Source organism: Microbacterium sediminis, assembly GCF_004564075.1.
GTDB classification, from domain to species: Bacteria; Actinomycetota; Actinomycetes; order Actinomycetales; family Microbacteriaceae; genus Microbacterium; species Microbacterium sediminis.
The window spans coordinates 1,193,263-1,211,119 of record NZ_CP038256.1; the positions used below are offsets into that span (position 1 = coordinate 1,193,263).

A 17,857-nucleotide genomic window follows, 5' to 3' on the forward strand; every position below is an offset into this window, starting at 1 on the left:
CATCCGCGAAAGAGGCACCGAATGTCCCGTCCCGCCCCCGTCGGAGCGATCGATCGGAGCGCGGCGGAGCGGACCGAGCCGGGGCTCCTCGATCGCCTGCGCGGCGACGCCGACGCGCGCGTCCTCGTCGTCAAGGGCGACGCGGCGCCGCGACTCGCCCCGGACGAGCCGGCGCTCGCCTGGGCCGCGCCGGAGGAGGTCGCCGAGGGGGCGACGTGGGCCTTCCTCGGCCGCGACGAGCACCACGCGCCGGTGCTGCTGGCCGCCTGGCACGGCGACGACGACCCGATCGAGGCGCCCGCCGGCTGGGCGGCGCTGCGCGTGGTGGGCGGCGATCTGCCGGCCGCGCACGCCGATGCGCTCGTCGTCGCGGTGAGCCTGGGGCGGTTCCTCGGCGAGCGGTTCTGCCCCGCATGCGGCTCGGCGACCGAGGTGACCCTCGCCGGATGGGCGCAGCGGTGCACCGGCTGCGGCCGCGAGCTGTTCCCCCGCACCGACCCGGCGGTGATCGTGGCCGTGACGAGCGAGGACGGCGAGCGGCTGCTGCTCGGCGCCAACGCGGCGTGGGGCGGCCGGATGCACTCGGCATTCGCGGGCTTCGTCGAGGCGGGCGAGTCGCTGGAGTCGGCGATCCACCGCGAGATCCGCGAGGAGGCCGGCGTGCGGGTCACCGACGTGCGCTACGCCGGGTCGCAGGGCTGGCCGTACCCGCGCTCGCTCATGCTGGGCTTCCACGCCCGCGCGGTGGCCGACGGCGAGGCCGAGGCCGACGGCACCGAGATCGTGAACGTGCGCTGGTTCAGCCGCGACGAGATCCGTGAGGGCCTCGCCGGGCAGGGGATCGGGCTGCCGGGGCGGGTCTCGATCGCGCACCGGCTGATCCGCGAGTGGGCGTATCCGGACGAGGCGACCGACGCCGGCGCGGGGGAGCGGTGAGCGCGCTCGACGCCCTCGACGAGCACCAGCGGGAGGCGGCGGAGATGCTGCGCGGCCCCGTCGCGGTGCTCGCGGGAGCGGGCGCGGGCAAGACGCGCGTGATCACGCACCGCATCGCGTACGGCGTCGACACGGGCGCGTACTCGCCGCAGCGCGTCATGGCGCTGACCTTCACGACCAAGGCGGCGGGGGAGCTGCGCGGGCGGCTGCGCGCGCTCGGCGTCGACGGCGTGGCGGCGCGCACGTTCCACTCCGCCGCGCTCGCGCAGCTGAACTTCTTCTGGCCGACCGTGGCGGGCGATGTCGCGCCGAAGATCATCGACAACAAGGTGCGGATGCTCGCGCATGCCGCCGACGGGATCGGCCTGAAGCCCGACACGGCGACGCTGCGCGACGTCGCCTCGCAGATCGAGTGGCGCAAGATCACGATGCGTTCCATCGAGCAGTACGGGCAGCTCGGCCGCACCGTCGGCTCGCTCGGCACCGACGCGCTTGTGGCGCTCATGAGGGCGTACGAGGCGCTCAAGGACGAGCGACGCCAGATCGATTTCGAGGACGTGCTGCTCGCGTGCGCCGGCCTGCTGGAGGCCGAGCCGCGCGTCGCCGCCTCGGTGCGCGAGCAGTACCGGCACTTCACCGTGGACGAGTACCAGGACGTCTCCCCGCTGCAGAACCACCTGCTGGAGCTGTGGGTCGGCGAGCGCCGCGACCTGTGCGTGGTCGGCGACGCCAGCCAGACGATCTACTCCTTCGCCGGCGCCGACTCGCGCTTCCTGCTGGACTTCGGCCGCCGCTACCCGGACGCGACCGTCGTGCGCCTGGAGCGCAACTACCGCTCGGATCCGGCCGTGCTCGAGGTCGCCAACGCGCTCATGCGCGGCCGGCCGGGGGCGCTCACGCTCGTCGCCGCGCGGGGCGAGGCGCTCTCGCCCACCCCGACGGTGGCCGACTACGACGACGAGACCGCCGAGGCCGCCGGCGTGGCCGCGGCGATCGAGCGCCAGCTCACGCAGGCCCGCCCCGACGAGATCGCCGTGCTGTACCGATCGCACGCGCAGTCGGCGGTGCTGCAGCAGGCGCTGTCGGCGCGCGGCATCCCGACCACCGTGCTGGGGGGCACCCGGTTCTTCGATCTGCCCGAGGTGCGTCAGGCGGTGCTCGCGCTGCGCGGGGCGGCGGTGGCGCCGCAGCAGCACACCGAGTTCGTCGACATCGTGCGCGAGGTGCTGCGCAGCCTGGGCCACACCGCCGAGCCGCCGGCCGCGGGCGGGGCCCTGCGCGACGCGTGGGAGTCGCGCCAGGCGCTGCTCCGGCTCGCCGAGGAGGCGCGGCCCGGCACCACGCTGCGCACCTTCGCCGACGATCTGGTGGCCCGCGCCAAGGACCAGCACGAGCCGTCGCTGCGCACCGTGACCCTCGCCACGATCCACGCCGCCAAGGGCCTGGAATGGCCGCACGTGCATCTCGTGGGCCTGTCGGAGGGGCTGCTGCCGATCTCGTACGCGACGACCCTCGAGCAGGTCGACGAGGAGCGGCGGCTGGCGTACGTGGGCATCACGCGGGCCGCGCGAACGCTGTCGCTGTCGTGGGCGCGCGGGTCGGGGCGGACGCCGCGTCAGCCGTCGCGCTTCCTCGCCGAGATCGCGGGACCGCGGGGACCAGGCGGCACAGGCATTCTGCGTGCGGTCGATGGGAGCGCCACCGCCGCCGCGAGCGCTCGCCGACGCTGACGGAACGCGAACGCCCGTCGTGGCCGGCCCATCCGGCCGCCGCGGCCTCGTCGAGCAACCGCGCCGCGAGCGAGGCCGCCTCGGTGGCGATCGCGAGCGGGACGCTCGGCGCGCGGCGGCTCAGCAGCTGCACCTGGAAGGCCGGCCAGGCCTCATCGCGATCGCGCTCGTGGGCCGCGAGGCAGCTGAGGCACGCGGTGCGGCCGGGCAGCACCAGCGGGCCGACCTCCGCCCCCGACGCGGAGAACACGATCGGCAGATGCGGGGCATCCTCGCGCTGCAGCGCGGCGCCGATGTGGGGCGGGATCGCGTGCGCCGCGACGACCGCCACGGGCAGGCGCTCGGTGCGGCCGTCGCGTACCTCGACCGGCGCCTCGCCCGGCGCGATCCACCGCGCGCGCCAACCGCTGCCGGCGAAGCCCTCGAGTACGTCCGACACGAGCCGATCGGGCACGCCCGCCGCGGCGAGCACGGCGAGCGGGCGCGGCGCGTCCACCCGCTCGAGGGCGCCCGAGACGCGGTCGAGGAAGGCATCGAGTTCGGCGCGATCCACGCGGGCGCCGCGCGCGAGGGCGGCGAGGTCTGCGCCGTCGACGCCCCGCTCCAGCGCGTCGATCACGCGCTCCTGCCAGGGCGCCGGCTCGCGCAGCACGACAGCGGCCGTCCGCCCGAGCTGCAGCGTCGCGTCGTCGCGCCACAGCGGGACGCAGTGCGGGGCCAGTCGCAGCAGGGTCATGCCGCGATTCTGCTCCGCCGAACCACCCCGATTGCGGTTATCCACAGGGCCGACCGGGTCGCGCGGCCTGGGAGCGAGCGTTCACCTCTGCCACCGCCCGTTCGGGGCCCCGCGCCACGCCGGGCGCCACAGGCCACGGCGCCGGATCAGCCCGCGGGCCCCGACCGCCCCTGCGGGCCCACACATCGCGCGCCGCCAGGCCCGCGCCGCCGAAACAGCCCGCGGGCGCTCAGACGGCGCGCGGCCCCTCGGGCCCCTCGTCGGGCCCGTCCGACCACTCGTCCGCCGCGGTCCCCTCGGCATCGGAGCCGTCGCCGCCGGGCCCCTCCGACCCGAATGCGTCGGGATCGGCGAGCAGCTGCGCGAGCGCCTCGTCCATCTCGTCGGGCTCCGGCTCGTCGCCGCGGGCCTTCGCCTCGAGCCGCGCGATGAGCGCCGACGGGTCGTCGATGTCGCTCGCCTCGGGCATGAGGTCGGGGTAGTCCCACAGGGCGTCGCGGGCGGACACGCCCACGGCCTCGGTCACGGCGCGCCACATCGCCGCGGCCTCGCGCAGGCGCCGGGGGCGCAGCTGCAGGCCGACGAGCGCGGCGAGCGCGTCCTCGGCCGGGCCGCCCGCCGCGCGTCGCCGGCGGATCGTCTCGGCGATGCGCTCGAGGTCGGGCATGCGGCTCGTGGCGTCGGCCGTGACGACGTCGACCCAGCCCTCGATGAGCGCGAGCAGGTTCTCCAGCCGGGTCAGGGCGCGCTTCTGCGCCTCCGACTGCTGCGGCAGCAGGGCCCCGCTCTCGATCGCCTCGCGCAGCTCCGACGGGTTCTGCGGGTCGAACCGCGAGGCCATCTCCTCGAGGCGCTCGACGTCGACGTCCACGCCGCGGGCGTACTCGGTGACCTGCGCGATCACCTGCAGGCGCAGCCACTTGGCGTGGCGGAACAGGCGCGCGTGGGCGAGCTCGCGGGCCGCGACGTAGATCGCGAGCTGGTCGTCGGGGATCTCGAGCCCGCGGCCGAGATCGGCGAAGTTCTGCGGCAGGATCGCCGCGGTACCGGCCGGCATGACGGGCACGCCCACGTCGCCGCCCGAGACGACCTCGAGCGAGAGCTTGCCGATCACCTGGCCGAACTGCGCCGCGAACAGCTGCCCGCCGATGCCGCGGATGAGCCGGCCGGCGCCCTCGAGCATCGGCTGCATCTCCTCCGGGGCCTGGCCGCGCAGCGCCTCGATGAGCGCGTCGGCGATGCTCGTCGCCACCGGCTCGGCGAGCTCCTGCCACACGGGAAGGGTGAGCTCGACCCAGTCGCCGCGGGTGATCACGCGCGGCGTCTCGGCCAGCTCCGAAATCGCCGTCGCCTCGGTCAGCCACAGGTTCGCGAGCGCGAACGCCTGATCGAGATCGGCCTTCTGACCGGTGGTCACGCCGAGGCCGTCCTGGTTGGCGATGTGCAGCGCGCCGCGCTTGGTGGCATCCCACGCGATCCCGTCGCCCGAGGCCGCGAACGCCCGCTGCATCTGCTGCATCATCTGCTGCAGCATGGCCGGGTCGATCTGGAGCCCGCCGAGTCCCGCCTCGTCCGATCCCATCGCCTCCGAGAGCCGCCTCAGCTGCTCCGGATCGATCGATGCGCCGGGCATCCCCTCGAACATCCGCCGCAGGAACTCGGGGAGGTCGTCATCCGGTCGGGGGTCATCCTGGGACACGTCATCCGCCTCTCGCGTGCGCCGTGGTCAGCGCTCCAGAAGGTATGCGTTCTACGCTAGTCGCGCCGTCCGCTGCCGGAGGCGTGCTGCGGACCATCCGCCTTACGCCCCGCGCGAACGGCACCGATCCACAGGGAGATGGCACGCGCGTGACGCTGTTCGACGAGCCGGGGGAGCGCCCCCGCACCAATCCGCTGTCGGCCATCCGCCGCCTGCCGCGCCGCACGCTCGTGGGCGTCGTCGCCCTCGCGGTGGCGCTGGTGGCGCTGTTCACGCTGACGCTGCTGCCGTCGACCTACGTGATCCAGCAGCCGGGCCCCGTCTACAACACGATCGGCACGGCGCAGAACGCCGACGGCGTGGACGTGCCGCTCATCGCCGTCGAGGGCGCCGACACCTACGAGACCGGGGGCAGCCTCGACCTGACCACCGTGCAGGTGGTGGGCAACCGCGAGCAGACGCCGCGCTGGATCGAGATCGCCGCCGCCTGGCTCGACCCGTCGAAGGCCGTCGTGCCGCTGGAGTCCGTGTTCCCCGCGGGCACGACCAGCGAGCAGCGCGAGGAGCAGAACGCGGTGATGATGGTGGACTCGCAGGCCGACGCCACCGCCGCCGCCCTGCGCGAGCTCGGCTTCGAGATCGATGCCCGCATCACCGTCGCCTCGCTCGTGGAGGACTCGCCGGCCGAGGGGCTGCTGCGCGAGGGCGATGTCGTCGTCTCGGCCAACGGCACGCACATCTCCGACGTCACGCAGCTGCGCGAGCTCATCCAGCAGGCGGGCGGCGCGCCGGTCCAGATCGGCTACCAGCGCGACGGCGCCGACGCGACCACGACGATCACCCCCACGCGCGCGGTGATCGACGGCGCGGAGTCGTGGGCGATCGGCGTGAGCCTGATGACCGACTACGACGAGTTCCCCGTCGACGTGCACATCCAGCTCGACAACGTCGGCGGCCCGAGCGCGGGCATGATGTTCGCCCTCGGCATCATCGATGTGCTCACCCCGGGCGAGGCCACGGGCGGCGAGGACATCGCCGGCACCGGCACGATCGACGGCGTGGGCACGGTGGGCCCGATCGGCGGGATCCGCCAGAAGCTCTACGGCGCGCGCGACGCGGGGGCCGAGTGGTTCCTCGCCCCCGAGAGCAACTGCGACCAGGTGGTGGGGCACATCCCCGACGGGCTCTCGGTCGTCTCGGTCGGCACGCTCGACGAGGCCCGCGACGCGGTCGAGGCGATCGCCGAGGGCGGCGCGGCCGACCTGCCTACCTGCACCGCTGGCTGACGCGCACGGGGGGAATCCCCCATATCGCCGACGGCGCCGCCGCGCCCGGGCCCCACGCCGAGCGGGCCCGCCTAGGATGACAGGGTGACATCGACCTCAGCGCCGACGCCCGCCACGCCAGCCAGCCCGTTCCGGCGGATCATGACGATATCGCTCGTCGTGATCGCCGCCCTCGTGGGCGCGTTCTTCGTCTTCGCGACGCTGTACGCCGACTTCCTCTGGTACGACCAGCTGGAGTTCGAGTCCGTGCTGCTCACGCAGTGGTCGGCGCGCAGCGCGATGTTCGTCATCGGGTTCGTCGGCATGGCCGTGCCGATCTGGGTGTCGATCTTCCTCGCCTACCGCCTGCGCCCCGTCTACGCGCGCCTCAGCTCGCAGCTGGACCGCTACCAGGAGGTCGTCGAGCCGCTGCGCCGCCTGGCGATGTGGGGCATCCCGGTGTTCTTCGGCTTCTTCGCCGGCTTCGCCGCCTCGGCGCAGTGGGAGTCGGCCGCGCTGTGGCTCAACGGCGTCTCGACCGGCGAGGTCGACCCCGAGTTCGGCATGGACACGGGCTTCTACCTCTTCGCGATGCCGTTCTACGCCGGCGTGGTGGCCTTCGCCTCCGCCGCCGTGCTCATCAGCCTCGTGATGACGGCGGTCGTGTCGTACCTCTACGGCTCGGTGCGCGTCGGCCAGGGGGAGCTGCGCATCTCGAAGCCCGCGCGCATCCAGCTGGCGGTCACCGCCGCGGTCTACATCCTCATCCAGGCCGTGAGCCTGTGGCTCGACCGCTACCTCACGCTCGTCGCCCCCGGCGACCGGATCACGGGTCCCGGCTACACCGGCGTGAACGCGCAGATCCCGGGACTGACGATCCTGGCCATCGCGGCGATCGTCGTGGCGGCGCTGTTCATCGTCACGGCCGTCATCGGCCGCTGGCGCCTGCCGATCGCCGGAACGGCGCTGCTCATCGTCACCTCGCTCGTCGTGGGCGTGGGCTACCCGTGGGTGATCAACACGATCCAGGTGCAGCCGAACCAGCTCGCCATGGAGGCGGACTACTACCAGCGCAACGTCGACATGACGCGCGAGGCCTACGGCATCAGCGACATCTCGACGACCGAGTACCGCGCCGAGACCAGCACCGAGGCCGGTCAGCTGCGCGACGACGCCGAGACGACCGCGTCGCTGCGCCTCATGGACCCGGCCGTCATCAGCCCCACCGTGCGCCAGCTGCAGCAGCACTTCGCGTACTACTCGTTCGAGCGCAACCTCGACGTGGACCGCTACGAGATCGATGGACAGTCGCAGGACACCGTCGTGGCGGTGCGCGAGCTGAACCAGGCGCAGCTCGAGAGCCCCACGTGGGAGAACACCGCCATGGTGTACACCCACGGCTACGGGCTCGTGGCGATGAAGGGCAACGAGCGCACGCCCGACGGCGGCCCCGTGTTCCTCGAGAGCGGCATCCCCTCCAACGGCGTGTTCACCGAGATGAACTACGAGCCGCGCATCTACTTCGGCGAGAACTCGCCCGAGTACTCGATCGTGGGCGCGCCCGAGGGCGCCGCGCCGCGCGAGCTCGACTACGCCCGCGGCGACGAGTCCAACCAGACCCGCACGACCTTCGAGGGCGATGGCGGCCCCAGCGTCGGCAACCTGCTGAACCGGATCGTCTACGCGCTCAAGTTCCAGTCGGAGGAGATCTTCCTCTCGCAGTACGTGAACGAGGAGTCGCAGATCCTCTACGACCGCGACCCCAAGGAGCGCGTGCAGAAGGTCGCGCCGTACCTCACGATCGACAACGACCCGTACCCGAGCGTCGTGGATGGCCGCGTGGTGTGGATCGTCGACGGCTACACGACGAGCTCGACGTTCCCGTACTCCTCGACGGTGAGCCTGTCGGACGCGATCAGCGACTCGAACGTGCCGCAGCCGCAGCTGCGCATCGACGAGATCAACTACATCCGCAACTCCGTCAAGGCCACGGTCGACGCGTACGACGGATCGGTCACGCTGTACGCGTGGGACGAGGAGGACCCCGTCCTCCAGGCCTGGCAGAAGGTGTACCCGAACACGATCAAGCCGCTGAGCGAGATGAGCGGCGAGCTCATGAGCCACGTGCGCTACCCGACCGACCTGTTCAAGGTGCAGCGCGCCATGCTCGGCACGTACCACGTCGAGGACGCGGCGAGCTTCTACAACCGCGACAACGTGTGGGCCACGCCCGCCGACCCGCAGAACGACGACGTCAAGCAGCCGCCGTACTACCTGACGATGAAGATGCCGGATCAGGAGGAGTCGTCGTACTCGCTGTTCACGTCGTTCATCCCGCCGGGGACGGGCGAGAACAGCCGCAACGTGCTGCTGGGCTACCTCTCCGTCGACTCCGACGCGGGAAGCGAACCGGGGCAGAAACGCGAGGGCTATGGCGAGCTGCGCCTGCTGGAGGTCTCCAGCGACACCACGGTGGCGGCGCCCGGCCAGATGCAGAACGACTTCAACGCCGATCCGGCCAGCGCGGACGAACGCAACCAGCTGCAGATCGGTGACTCGGAGCTCGTGCTGGGCAACCTGCTGACCGTGCCGGTCGGCGGTGGCTTCCTCTACGTCGAGCCCGTGTACGTGCAGTCGAAGACCGGCACCTCGTTCCCGCGCCTGCAGAAGGTGTTCGTGGCCTTCGGCGATCAGATCGCCTTCGAGGACACCCTCGCCGAGGCGCTGGACGCGATCTTCGGCGGCGACTCCGGCTCCGAGACCGGTGACGAGGACGTTGTCCCCGTCGATCCGGAGGAGGGCGGCACCACCGATCCCGAGGAGGGCGGCACGACCGACCCCGAGGCGACCGACGAGTACGCCCAGGCCCTGGCCGACGCCCAGGCCGCGATCGCCGACAAGAACGCGGCCCTCGCCGACGGCGACATGGTCGCCTACGCCGAGGCCGACGAGCGCCTGATGGGCGCCGTGCAGCGCCTGCTGGAGCTCGAGGGCGCCACGGGCGACGCCCCGGCACCGGAGGAGACCACCGCTCCCGACGACGGTCAGTAAGCGCCCCTTCGCACGAACGCCGGCGCCCCCGCGAAAGGGGCGCCGGCGTTCGGCGTCCCGGGCTCGCTCCGACACCCGACACGCCCGCGCCGCGGCCTCGATTGGCCACCTCTCCGAGCCGGTGGTAGAGTTATCTCTTGTGACGCGGGGTGGAGCAGTTCGGTAGCTCGCCGGGCTCATAACCCGGAGGCCGCAGGTTCAAATCCTGCCCCCGCAACGAAAAGAAGGCCCGGATCCGCCAGGATCCGGGCCTTCTGCTTTGCCCGGAGGGCGTTCCGGCTGGGAGGATGGGCGCATGCCCACCCCGGTCGACGACACCTCGCTGCAGCGCGACGAGACCCCGGCCGAGCGCTACGACCGCAACTGGATCGAGGTCCTCCAGGAGCTGCGCGTGCTGCAGACCGGCACGCAGATCCTCACCGGCTTCCTGCTCGCGCTGGCGTTCCAGCCGGCCTTCGCGGACCTCACCGACGGGCAGCGGGTGTTCTATCTCGTGCTCATCGTGCTGTCGGGCATCAGCGCCGTCATCGCGCTCGCGCCCGTGGCGCTGCACCGCATCGTGTTCCGCGAGGGCATGAAGGGCGCGATCGTGGGATACGGGCACGTCGCGCTCATCGTGGCCCTCGTGATCGTGTCGGCGCTGCTGATCGGCGTGGTCGGCTTCGTGTTCGACGTGGTGCTCGGTGACGCGGCCTCATGGATCGCGTCGTCGCTGCTGGCCCTGGCGGTCGTGGTGCTGTGGGTCGTCATCCCGCTCGTGATGCGCGCGCGGCGGAAGGGGAACGGATCGTGACCGGCATCGGGATCGCGGTGGGCCAGTTCGCGCCCACCGCCGACAAGCGCGCCAACCTCGCCGAGATCGAGCGGCTCGCGCGCGCGGCGAAGGACCGGGGCGCGCGGCTGGCGCTGTTCCCCGAGTACTCGAGCTTCTTCGTCAATCCGATGGACGAGACCCTCGTGGCGAACGCGGAGCCCGTCAATGGGCCGTTCGTGGCGCGGCTGATCGAGCTCGCGGGGGCGCTCGACATGCACCTCGTGGCCGGGCTGATCGAGACGGGCGACGCCGGGCGCGTACGCAACACGGCCGTCGCCGTCGACGGGGGCGGCGTGGTGGCGCTGTACCGCAAGCAGCACCTGTACGACGCCTTCGGCCAGCGGGAGTCGGACTGGGTGGAGCCGGGCGGCCTCGAGCCGCCGCAGACGTTCGCGGTGGACGGCCTCACCGTGGGCCTCATGACCTGCTACGACCTGCGCTTCCCGGAGCTGTCGCGCACGATCGTCGACGCGGGCGCCGAGCTGCTGCTCGTGCCCGCGGAGTGGGTGCGGGGGCCGCTCAAGGAGCACCACTGGAGCACGCTGCTGGAGGCGCGGGCGATCGAGAACACCGTCTTCGTCGCCGCCGCCGACCACCCCGCGCCGATCGGCGTCGGACGCTCCGCCGTGATCGATCCGCAGGGCGTCGCGCTGGCCGCGCTCGGCGCGGATCCCGGGCTGGCCGTGGCGTGGGTGGACCGGGAGGCGATCGAGCGCACCCGGGCCGTCAACCCCGCCCTGCGGCTGCGCCGCTACCGCGTGACGACCGGCTGAAGCCCCGCCAGGCGCGTCGCGGCCTCCCGGGCCTTCGATCGTCCGCAAAGGTATGACGAAAGGCGGCTGTGAGCCCGGCGCAACCGCCATTTCGCATACCTTTACGGCAGCGTGCGAGGGGGTTATCGCGTGACGGCCGACTGAAGCCCGGCCAGGCGGGTCGCGGCCTCCTCGAGCACCTCGACGCGCTTGCACGCGGCGAAGCGCACGAGCGTGGCATAGGGCGCGCGGTGCTCGGCGGTGACGAACGCGGTCAGCGGCACCCCGACGACCCCGGCGCGCTCGGGCAGCGATCGGCAGAACTCCGCGGCGTCGGCGGCGCCCAGCGGTGCGGCGTCGGCCACGGTGAAGTACGAGCCCTGCGGGTCGAACACCTCGAAGCCCGCGGCCCGGAGCCCGGCGCCGAGCACGTCCTTCTTGCCGCGCATGTCGTCAGCGATGCCGCGGAAGAAGGCGTCCGGCAGCCCCAGGCCCACGGCGATCGCGGGCTGGAACGGCGAGCCGTTCACGTAGGTGAGGTACTGCTTCACGGTGAGCACGGCGGTGATGAGGTCGGCGGGCCCGGTGATCCAGCCGATCTTCCAGCCCGTGGTGCGGAAGGTCTTGCCGCCCGACGAGATTGTCAGGGTCCGGTCGCGCGCCTCGGGAAGCGTCGCGATCGGCACGTGCGGCTCGTCGAACACGAGGTGCTCGTAGACCTCGTCGGTGAGGATGATCGCGTCGTGGCGCTCCGCGAGGCGGGCGATCTCGGCGCGCACCTCGGCCGAGAACACCGCGCCGGTGGGGTTGTGCGGGTCGTTGACGAGGATCACGCGGGTGCGGTCGGTGACCGCCGCGGCGAGCTCGTCGAGGTCGGGCTGGAACGACGGCGCGCGCAGCGGCACGGTCCGCAGCGTCGCGCCCGCGAGCGCCACGCACGCCGCGTACGAGTCGTAGTACGGCTCGAACACGACGACCTCGTCGTCCGGGCCCTCCACGAGTGCCAGCAGCGACGCGGCGAGCGCCTCGGTCGCGCCCGCGGTGACGATCACCTGGGTGGCGGGGTCGAGGGTGAGGCCGTAGAAGCGCTGCTGGTGCGCGGCGATCGCCTCGAGCAGCACCGGCATGCCGCGCCCGGGCGGGTACTGGTTCAGGCCGTCGGCGATGGCGCGCCGGGCGGCCTCGAGCACCTCGGCGGGGCCGTCCTCGTCGGGGAACCCCTGGCCCAGGTTGATCGCCCCCGTGCGGGCCGCCAGTGCCGACATCTCTGCGAAGATTGTGGCGGCGATCGATCCGTCGCTTCCGAGGAGGCCTGCTCCGGCGGCCGTACGCCGCCAGGCACCGGGTACGGGCTGCATCCGTCCAGGGTACCTTTCCGCCCCGGTCGTCTCACGGAGACGTCAGAAGCGGGACATAGGGTTCACAAAGGTTCGCGGATCACCCTGAAAGGGACTCACCAGAAGGAGCATCCGATGGACAACCAGGTTCCCGCCGCCGACAGCGGCACCGCATCCGGCGCGAACGGCGCCTACGGCTCCGGCGTGGTCCCGCCCCGCCCGGTGATGTCCGCCGCCGATGCGGCCGCGCAGCACTCCGCGCACGGCACGTGGTCGCCGCAGGCGGGCGCCGAGCAGCCCGCGTACCCCACGCGACCGACCGAGCCCCTGCCGCCCTACATCGCCCCGAGCGAGGCGCCCAAGACCGAGAAGAAGAAGGGGCGCGGCGGCGCGATCGCCGGCCTCCTCGTGGCCGCGGCGCTCGTGGGCGGCGCCGCCGGCCTCGGCGGCACCTACGCGGGCATGCAGCTGTGGGCGCCGGCCGCCTCGAGCGGATCGTCCAGCCCCGAGTCGATCACCGTGAACAACCCCGGCTCCGTCAACGAGGCCACCGCCGTGGCCGCCGAGGCGCTGCCCAGCACGGTGACGATCTCGGTCACCGGCTCGTCCGAGGCCGGCAGCGGCACGGGCGTGGTGCTCACCGAGGACGGCTACGTCGTCACCAACACCCACGTCGCCACGCTCGGCGGCGCGGTGCAGGACGGCACGATCAAGGTCACCGACTCCGACGGCCGCATCTACGACGCCACGATCGTCGGCACCGACCCGATCTACGACCTCGCGGTGATCAAGCTCGAGGGCGCCTCGGGAATGAAGCCGATCGAGTTCGCCGACTCGTCGGAGCTGAACGTGGGCGACACCACGGTCGCGATCGGCGCCCCGCTGGGCCTGCCCAACACCGTCACCACCGGCATCGTGAGCGCGCTGAACCGCAGCATCCAGATCGCCTCGTCCGCCGCGCCGGAGGGCGCCGACGAGAACGCCACCCCCGACGAGGACGGCGGCAGCGGCGAGGACTCGCCGTGGTACTTCGACATCCCCGGCCAGGACACCCAGCAGTCGGCGAACGAGACCATCTCGATCGCGGTGATCCAGACCGACGCGGCCATCAACCCCGGCAACTCGGGCGGCGCGCTCGTGAACTCCGAGGGGCAGCTGATCGGCATCAACGTGGCGATCGCGACCGCCTCGGGCAGCACGACCGAGGAGTCCGGATCGGTGGGCATCGGCTTCTCGATCCCGTCGAACGTGGTCGAGCGCGTGGCCGACGAGATCATGGAGAACGGCAGCGCCACCCACGGCCTCCTCGGCGCGAGCGTGACCAGCTCGGCGGCGCACGAGGGTGCCACCATCGAGGGCGCCATGATCGCCGAGGTCTCGGACGGCGGCGCCGCCGAGGAGGCGGGCCTGCGCGAGGGCGACATCGTCACCGAGTTCAACGGCGTGCCGATCACGAGCTCTACCGACCTCACCGCGCAGGTGCGCGCGGCCGCGGGCGGCAGCGACGCGACGCTGACCTACGTGCGCGACGGCGAGGCGCACACCGTCGACGTGACCCTGGGCACGCTGGAGTAATCCGCAGCGCCCCCGCGGGCCGGTCGTTCCGACATCGGAGCGGCCGGCCCGCGCGCGTGCGGCGGGGTGCCGGGCGGCGGGCGATAGTCTCGCCGGGTGGCGTCTTTCTCGTTCGGCAGCGGCAACGCGGCCAAGCTGATGCGGGCGCCCCTGTACGCGATCGGCCGGCTGGCGACCCTGGTGATCCCGCGCGGGCGCCGCTGGGTGTTCGGGTGCGGTGCCGGCATCGGCGACGGCCCGCTGGCGCTGTGGCGCGTCGCCGCGGCCGACGGCGTCGACGCCGTCTGGCTGGTGCGCGACGACGCCGAGGAGCGTGCGGCCGCCGCCCAGGGGATCCCGACGCTGCGCCGCGACTCGCTGCGGGGCTTCTGGGCCACCGCACGGGCACGCGTGCTCGTGGTGGCCTACGGACTGGGCGATGTGAACCCCTACGCCGTCTCCGGCGCGTTCGTCGTGCAGCTGTGGCACGGCATCCCGCTCAAGCGCATCGGGCTGGACTCGCCCGAGACGCTGCGCAGCCCGATCCGGCTGGGCGCGCCGCTGATCCGCCGGCTGCTGGGCGTGCTCTACCGGGCCGCGCAGCGGCGGATCGACGTGCTGCCCGCCGCCTCGCACCTCGTGCGCGGCCGCCTCGAGTCGGCGTTCGGCCTGCCGCACGACCGCGTCGTGGTCACGGGCGAGCCGCGGGTCGACGCGCTCTCGGCCGGCTCGCCCGAGGAGCGCAGGGCCCGCGCGACCCGGACGATCGAGGCCGCGGTCGGAGAGGTGCCCGGCGGGCGCCGCCGGCTGCTCTACGCGCCCACCTGGCGCGACGGCGCGCCGGACCCCGCCGTGCCGACCCCGGCGGACTGGGTGCGCATCGTCGAGGCGCTGGAGCGCCACGACGCCGTGCTGTTCGTGCGCTCTCACCGGCTCGGCGCCGGCGACTACGTGCCGCCGGTCGCGACGGATCGGGTGCGCGCGCTCGGTGCCGACGCCTTGCCCGACATCACAGCGGCCCTGCCGGGCTTCGACGTGCTCGTGACCGACTACTCCTCGCTCGCCTTCGACGCCGCGCTCGTGCCGCTGCCGGTGCTGTACCTCGCGCCCGACGAGGAGGAGTACGCCGCGCGGCGGGGCTTCTACGGCACCTACGCCGACGTCGCCGGCGACGACCCCGCCCGGTCCTGGCCCGAGCTGCTCGACCAGCTCGGGCCCGTGTTGGCCGATCCCGAGAGCCGGGCCGCGCGCATCGCCCGGTCGGAGGCGCTGAGCGCGCGGGTGCACGCGTATCGTGACGGACGGAACACCCGGCGCCTGTACGACATCGTGCGGGCGCGACTCGATCGGCGCGACGTGCCGGTGGAAGGCAGCGAATGACCACGGCCCGGTTCATCACCGACCCGCCCGAGCTCGTCGTCGAGGGCGACGGCGCGCGCCCCGACGCCGCCCGACTCGTCGGCGCCCGCGCCGCCGTTGCCGGGCGGCTGACCGGCCGCGGCAAGACGTGGAAGGCGCGGTTCCCGCTCACCGCCGCGCGGTGGGGCGGCCCGTCGCTGCCGCTGCCGTCGGGCCGGTATCGCGTCGAGATCGCCGACCGGTCGGTGCGGCTGGACCTGCCGCTCACCCTGCTCGCGGGGCTGCGGGCCGAGGCGGCGGGCGACGAGGTCGTGATCGGCGCGCCGATCGATCCCGCCTACGACTCCGCCGAGGGGCAGCGCGCGCTCGAGCTGCGCTACGCCACGCACGGGGGAGCGCTCGAGAACGCCGTGTTCTTCGAGAGCTTCTACGGGCGCAACGCCAGCTGCAACCCGCTCGCGATCGACCGCGAGCTCGCCCGCGTGGCGCCCGGCGTGGTGCGGTACTGGAGCGTCGCCGACCGCTCGGTGACGGTGCCCGAGGGCGCGATCGCGGTGGTCGAGGGCACGCCGGAGTGGTGGCGCGCCCGCGGCGCCGCGCGGCTGCTCGTCGTCAACGACTGGCTGCGCCGCCGCTACGTGCGCCGGCCCGGGCAGCGGGTGCTGCAGACGTGGCACGGCACGCCGCTCAAGCGGCTGGCGCTGCACCGCCCGGGGTTCCAGCCCCGCCGCTGGGGCGCCGTGATCAAGGAGTCCCGGCGCTGGGACGTGCTGCTGGCGCAGAACCCGTACGCGGCCCGCATCCTGCGCAAGGCGTACGCGTTCTTCGGCCGCCCCGTGTGGGTGGAGGGCTACCCGCGCAACGACGTGCTCGTGCACGGGTCGCGCGAGGCCGCCCGCGCGGCGCTCGGCATCGACCCGGACGCGCGCGTGCTGTTCTACGCCCCGACGTGGCGCGACGACCGCGAGGTGATGGTCGACTTCCTCGACCCCGTGGCGCTGTCGGAGGCGACCGGATCCGTCGTGCTCGTGCGCGGCCACTCGCGCACGCTGGTGCCCGGCCAGGACGTGACCGGACCCGGGGTGATCGACGTGACGGCGTACCCCGACACCGCGAACCTCCTGCTCGCCTCCGACGCGCTCATCACCGACTACTCCTCGGTGATGTTCGACTACTCGGTGACCGGCAAGCCGATGTACTTCCTCGTGCCCGACCTCGAGCACTACCGGGGCGAGCTGCGCGGGTTCTACTTCGACCTCGCCGAGCGCGCCCCGGGCCCGCTCGTGCGCACGGTCGAGGAGCTGCTCGAGGCGCTGGAGGGCGACCCGGCCGCGTACGCCGACCGCTACGACGCCTGGCGGCGTATGTTCAACGCGCGCGACGACGGCCGGGCGGCCGAGCGCGTGGTGGCGCGCCTGCTCGATCAGGGCTTCGTCGACCGCGCTTGAGCGTCAGGGCAGCGGCGTGTTGCGGCCGGACAGCCGCGACGTGTCGACGGTCTCCTGGGCGCCCGTGAGCACGCCGCGCAGGAAGCCGAGCCCCCACGACAGGTGCATCGTGGGCAGCACGGCGAGGGTCCAGAGCTTGTCGCGCCAGCCCTTTCCGCCACCCGGCCCGGCGGCGACGACGAGCACGAGCGCGACGTATGCCGCGATCGGCACGTAGACGAGCGACGCCACGAGCGACCCCGCGCCCGCGAGGACGCCGGTGAGCTGCAGCACGAGCACGACGACCGCGGCGACGAGCGCGAGCACGAGCGCCGGCGGCGCGAAGAAGCGCAGCGAGTTCTTCAGGCCGTAGCGGCGCACCAGCTCGCCGCGCCACGTGCCGGTGGCGTGGAACTGCCGCGCCAGGCGATGCCAGCTGTCGCGGGGCCAGTACGTCACCGACAGCTCGGGATCGAACCAGACGCGGTAGCCGGCGGAGCGGATCCGCAGGTTCAGCTCCCAGTCCTCGCCGCGGCGGATCGACTCGTCGAACGCGCCGACCTCCTCGAGCACGGCGCGCCGCATGACGCCGAGGTAAGCCGACTCGGCCTCCTCCTCGCGGCGGCCGCCGTGGTACGCGCCGCCGCCCAGGCCGATGGGGGAGTTGTAGGCGCGCGCGACCGCGCGCTGGAACGGGGTGCGGCCGTCGGCACGCATGACGCCGCCGACGTTGGCGGCGCCGGTGCGGGCGAGGGTGTCGAGCGCGTGCGCGGCGTAGCCGGGGGCAAGCTCCGAGTGCGCGTCGACGCGCACGATCGTGGGGTACCGGCTCGCGCGGATCGCGAGATTGAGCCCCACGGGGATGTCGGCGCGCGGGTTGTCGACGAGCACGATGCGATCGTCGGCCGCGGCGAGCTCCCGGGCCAGCTCCGTCGTGCCGTCGCTGGACGGGCCGAGCGCGAGCACGAGCTCGATGGGGCCGTCGATCCGCTGCTCGAGCGTCGACTCCACGGCCCGGCGCAGGTAGGCGCGCTCGTTGAGCACCGGCATCACGAACGAGACCCCGCTGCCGCGCGGCGGCGTCGGGGCGTCGCGCCGAGTCGTCCGCACGCGGCCGGGCTCGGGAACGCTGTGCATTCGTCGATCATCCCATGCGCACCCGTGCGCGCCACGATCGCCCCCGCGCCCAGGCGCGAT

General features: G+C 73.2%; 12 protein-coding genes and 1 tRNA gene. 10 read left to right on the forward strand and 3 right to left on the reverse strand.

The features are described from left to right. The first annotated feature begins 21 nt into the window (after positions 1–21). Entirely contained in the window at positions 22–936 is a 915-nt protein-coding gene (gene nudC, locus E3O41_RS05700; protein WP_067022750.1) for an NAD(+) diphosphatase, read from the forward strand. Beyond that, positions 933–2,666 (forward strand): ATP-dependent helicase, encoded by a 1,734-nt coding sequence (locus E3O41_RS05705; RefSeq protein WP_083990783.1) that lies wholly within the window; start codon positions 933–935, stop codon positions 2,664–2,666. The genes nudC and E3O41_RS05705 overlap by 4 nt, the downstream gene beginning before the upstream one ends. A gap of 965 nt (positions 2,667–3,631) precedes the next feature. Here the strand turns inward: E3O41_RS05705 and E3O41_RS05715 are convergent. Then, complete coding sequence (locus tag E3O41_RS05715; RefSeq protein ID WP_244927273.1) at positions 3,632–5,101, reverse strand: zinc-dependent metalloprotease; 1,470 nt, start codon at positions 5,099–5,101, stop codon at positions 3,632–3,634. 149 nt (positions 5,102–5,250) lie between these two features. Between E3O41_RS05715 and E3O41_RS05720 the strand changes: the two genes are divergently transcribed. The 5 genes from E3O41_RS05720 (at position 5,251) to E3O41_RS05740 (ending at position 11,004) form a co-directional block, all read left to right on the forward strand. Then, positions 5,251–6,387, forward strand: coding sequence for a YlbL family protein (locus E3O41_RS05720; RefSeq protein WP_342353800.1), 1,137 nt, complete (start codon positions 5,251–5,253; stop codon positions 6,385–6,387). Positions 6,388–6,471: 84 nt separating this feature from the next. Next, positions 6,472–9,417, forward strand: a complete 2,946-nt coding sequence (locus E3O41_RS05725; RefSeq protein ID WP_067022756.1) for a UPF0182 family membrane protein — start codon at positions 6,472–6,474, stop codon at positions 9,415–9,417. A 143-nt stretch (positions 9,418–9,560) separates the two neighbouring features. After that, positions 9,561–9,634, forward strand: a tRNA-Met gene (locus E3O41_RS05730). A gap of 78 nt (positions 9,635–9,712) precedes the next feature. Next, on the forward strand, positions 9,713–10,210 hold the full coding sequence (locus E3O41_RS05735; protein WP_067022760.1) for a DUF6328 family protein: 498 nt from the start codon (positions 9,713–9,715) through the stop codon (positions 10,208–10,210). Further along, positions 10,204–11,004, forward strand: a complete 801-nt coding sequence (locus E3O41_RS05740; RefSeq protein WP_420845461.1) for a carbon-nitrogen hydrolase family protein — start codon at positions 10,204–10,206, stop codon at positions 11,002–11,004. The genes E3O41_RS05735 and E3O41_RS05740 overlap by 7 nt, the downstream gene beginning before the upstream one ends. Positions 11,005–11,126: 122 nt before the next feature. Here E3O41_RS05740 and E3O41_RS05745 read toward each other — a convergent pair whose 3' ends face one another. Then, on the reverse strand, positions 11,127–12,341 hold the full coding sequence (locus tag E3O41_RS05745) for an aminotransferase class I/II-fold pyridoxal phosphate-dependent enzyme (RefSeq protein WP_067022766.1): 1,215 nt from the start codon (positions 12,339–12,341) through the stop codon (positions 11,127–11,129). A gap of 114 nt (positions 12,342–12,455) precedes the next feature. Between E3O41_RS05745 and E3O41_RS05750 the strand changes: the two genes are divergently transcribed. The 3 genes from E3O41_RS05750 to E3O41_RS05760 all read left to right on the forward strand — a co-directional run bounded on the left by E3O41_RS05750 (position 12,456) and on the right by E3O41_RS05760 (position 16,681). Beyond that, positions 12,456–13,895 (forward strand): S1C family serine protease, encoded by a 1,440-nt coding sequence (locus E3O41_RS05750; protein ID WP_067022769.1) that lies wholly within the window; start codon positions 12,456–12,458, stop codon positions 13,893–13,895. Between the two features lie 96 nt (positions 13,896–13,991). After that, on the forward strand, positions 13,992–15,254 hold the full coding sequence (locus E3O41_RS05755; RefSeq protein ID WP_067022772.1) for a CDP-glycerol glycerophosphotransferase family protein: 1,263 nt from the start codon (positions 13,992–13,994) through the stop codon (positions 15,252–15,254). Further along, positions 15,251–16,681 (forward strand): CDP-glycerol glycerophosphotransferase family protein, encoded by a 1,431-nt coding sequence (locus E3O41_RS05760; RefSeq protein WP_067022773.1) that lies wholly within the window; start codon positions 15,251–15,253, stop codon positions 16,679–16,681. Before E3O41_RS05755 ends, E3O41_RS05760 begins: the two co-directional genes overlap by 4 nt. Before the next feature lie 3 nt (positions 16,682–16,684). Here E3O41_RS05760 and E3O41_RS05765 read toward each other — a convergent pair whose 3' ends face one another. Then, entirely contained in the window at positions 16,685–17,797 is a 1,113-nt protein-coding gene (locus E3O41_RS05765) for a glycosyltransferase family 2 protein (RefSeq protein WP_135012150.1), read from the reverse strand. Between the last annotated feature and the right edge of the window lie 60 nt (positions 17,798–17,857).

Coding starts and splice junctions, on each gene's coding strand:
- E3O41_RS05745 (WP_067022766.1), bottom strand. CDS start 12,341: ATGCAGCCCGTACCCGGTGCCTGGCGGCGTACGGCCGCCGGAGCAGGC.
- E3O41_RS05735 (WP_067022760.1), top strand. CDS start 9,713: ATGCCCACCCCGGTCGACGACACCTCGCTGCAGCGCGACGAGACCCCG.
- E3O41_RS05765 (WP_135012150.1), bottom strand. CDS start 17,797: ATGCACAGCGTTCCCGAGCCCGGCCGCGTGCGGACGACTCGGCGCGAC.
- nudC (WP_067022750.1), top strand. CDS start 22: ATGTCCCGTCCCGCCCCCGTCGGAGCGATCGATCGGAGCGCGGCGGAG.
- E3O41_RS05760 (WP_067022773.1), top strand. CDS start 15,251: ATGACCACGGCCCGGTTCATCACCGACCCGCCCGAGCTCGTCGTCGAG.
- E3O41_RS05750 (WP_067022769.1), top strand. CDS start 12,456: ATGGACAACCAGGTTCCCGCCGCCGACAGCGGCACCGCATCCGGCGCG.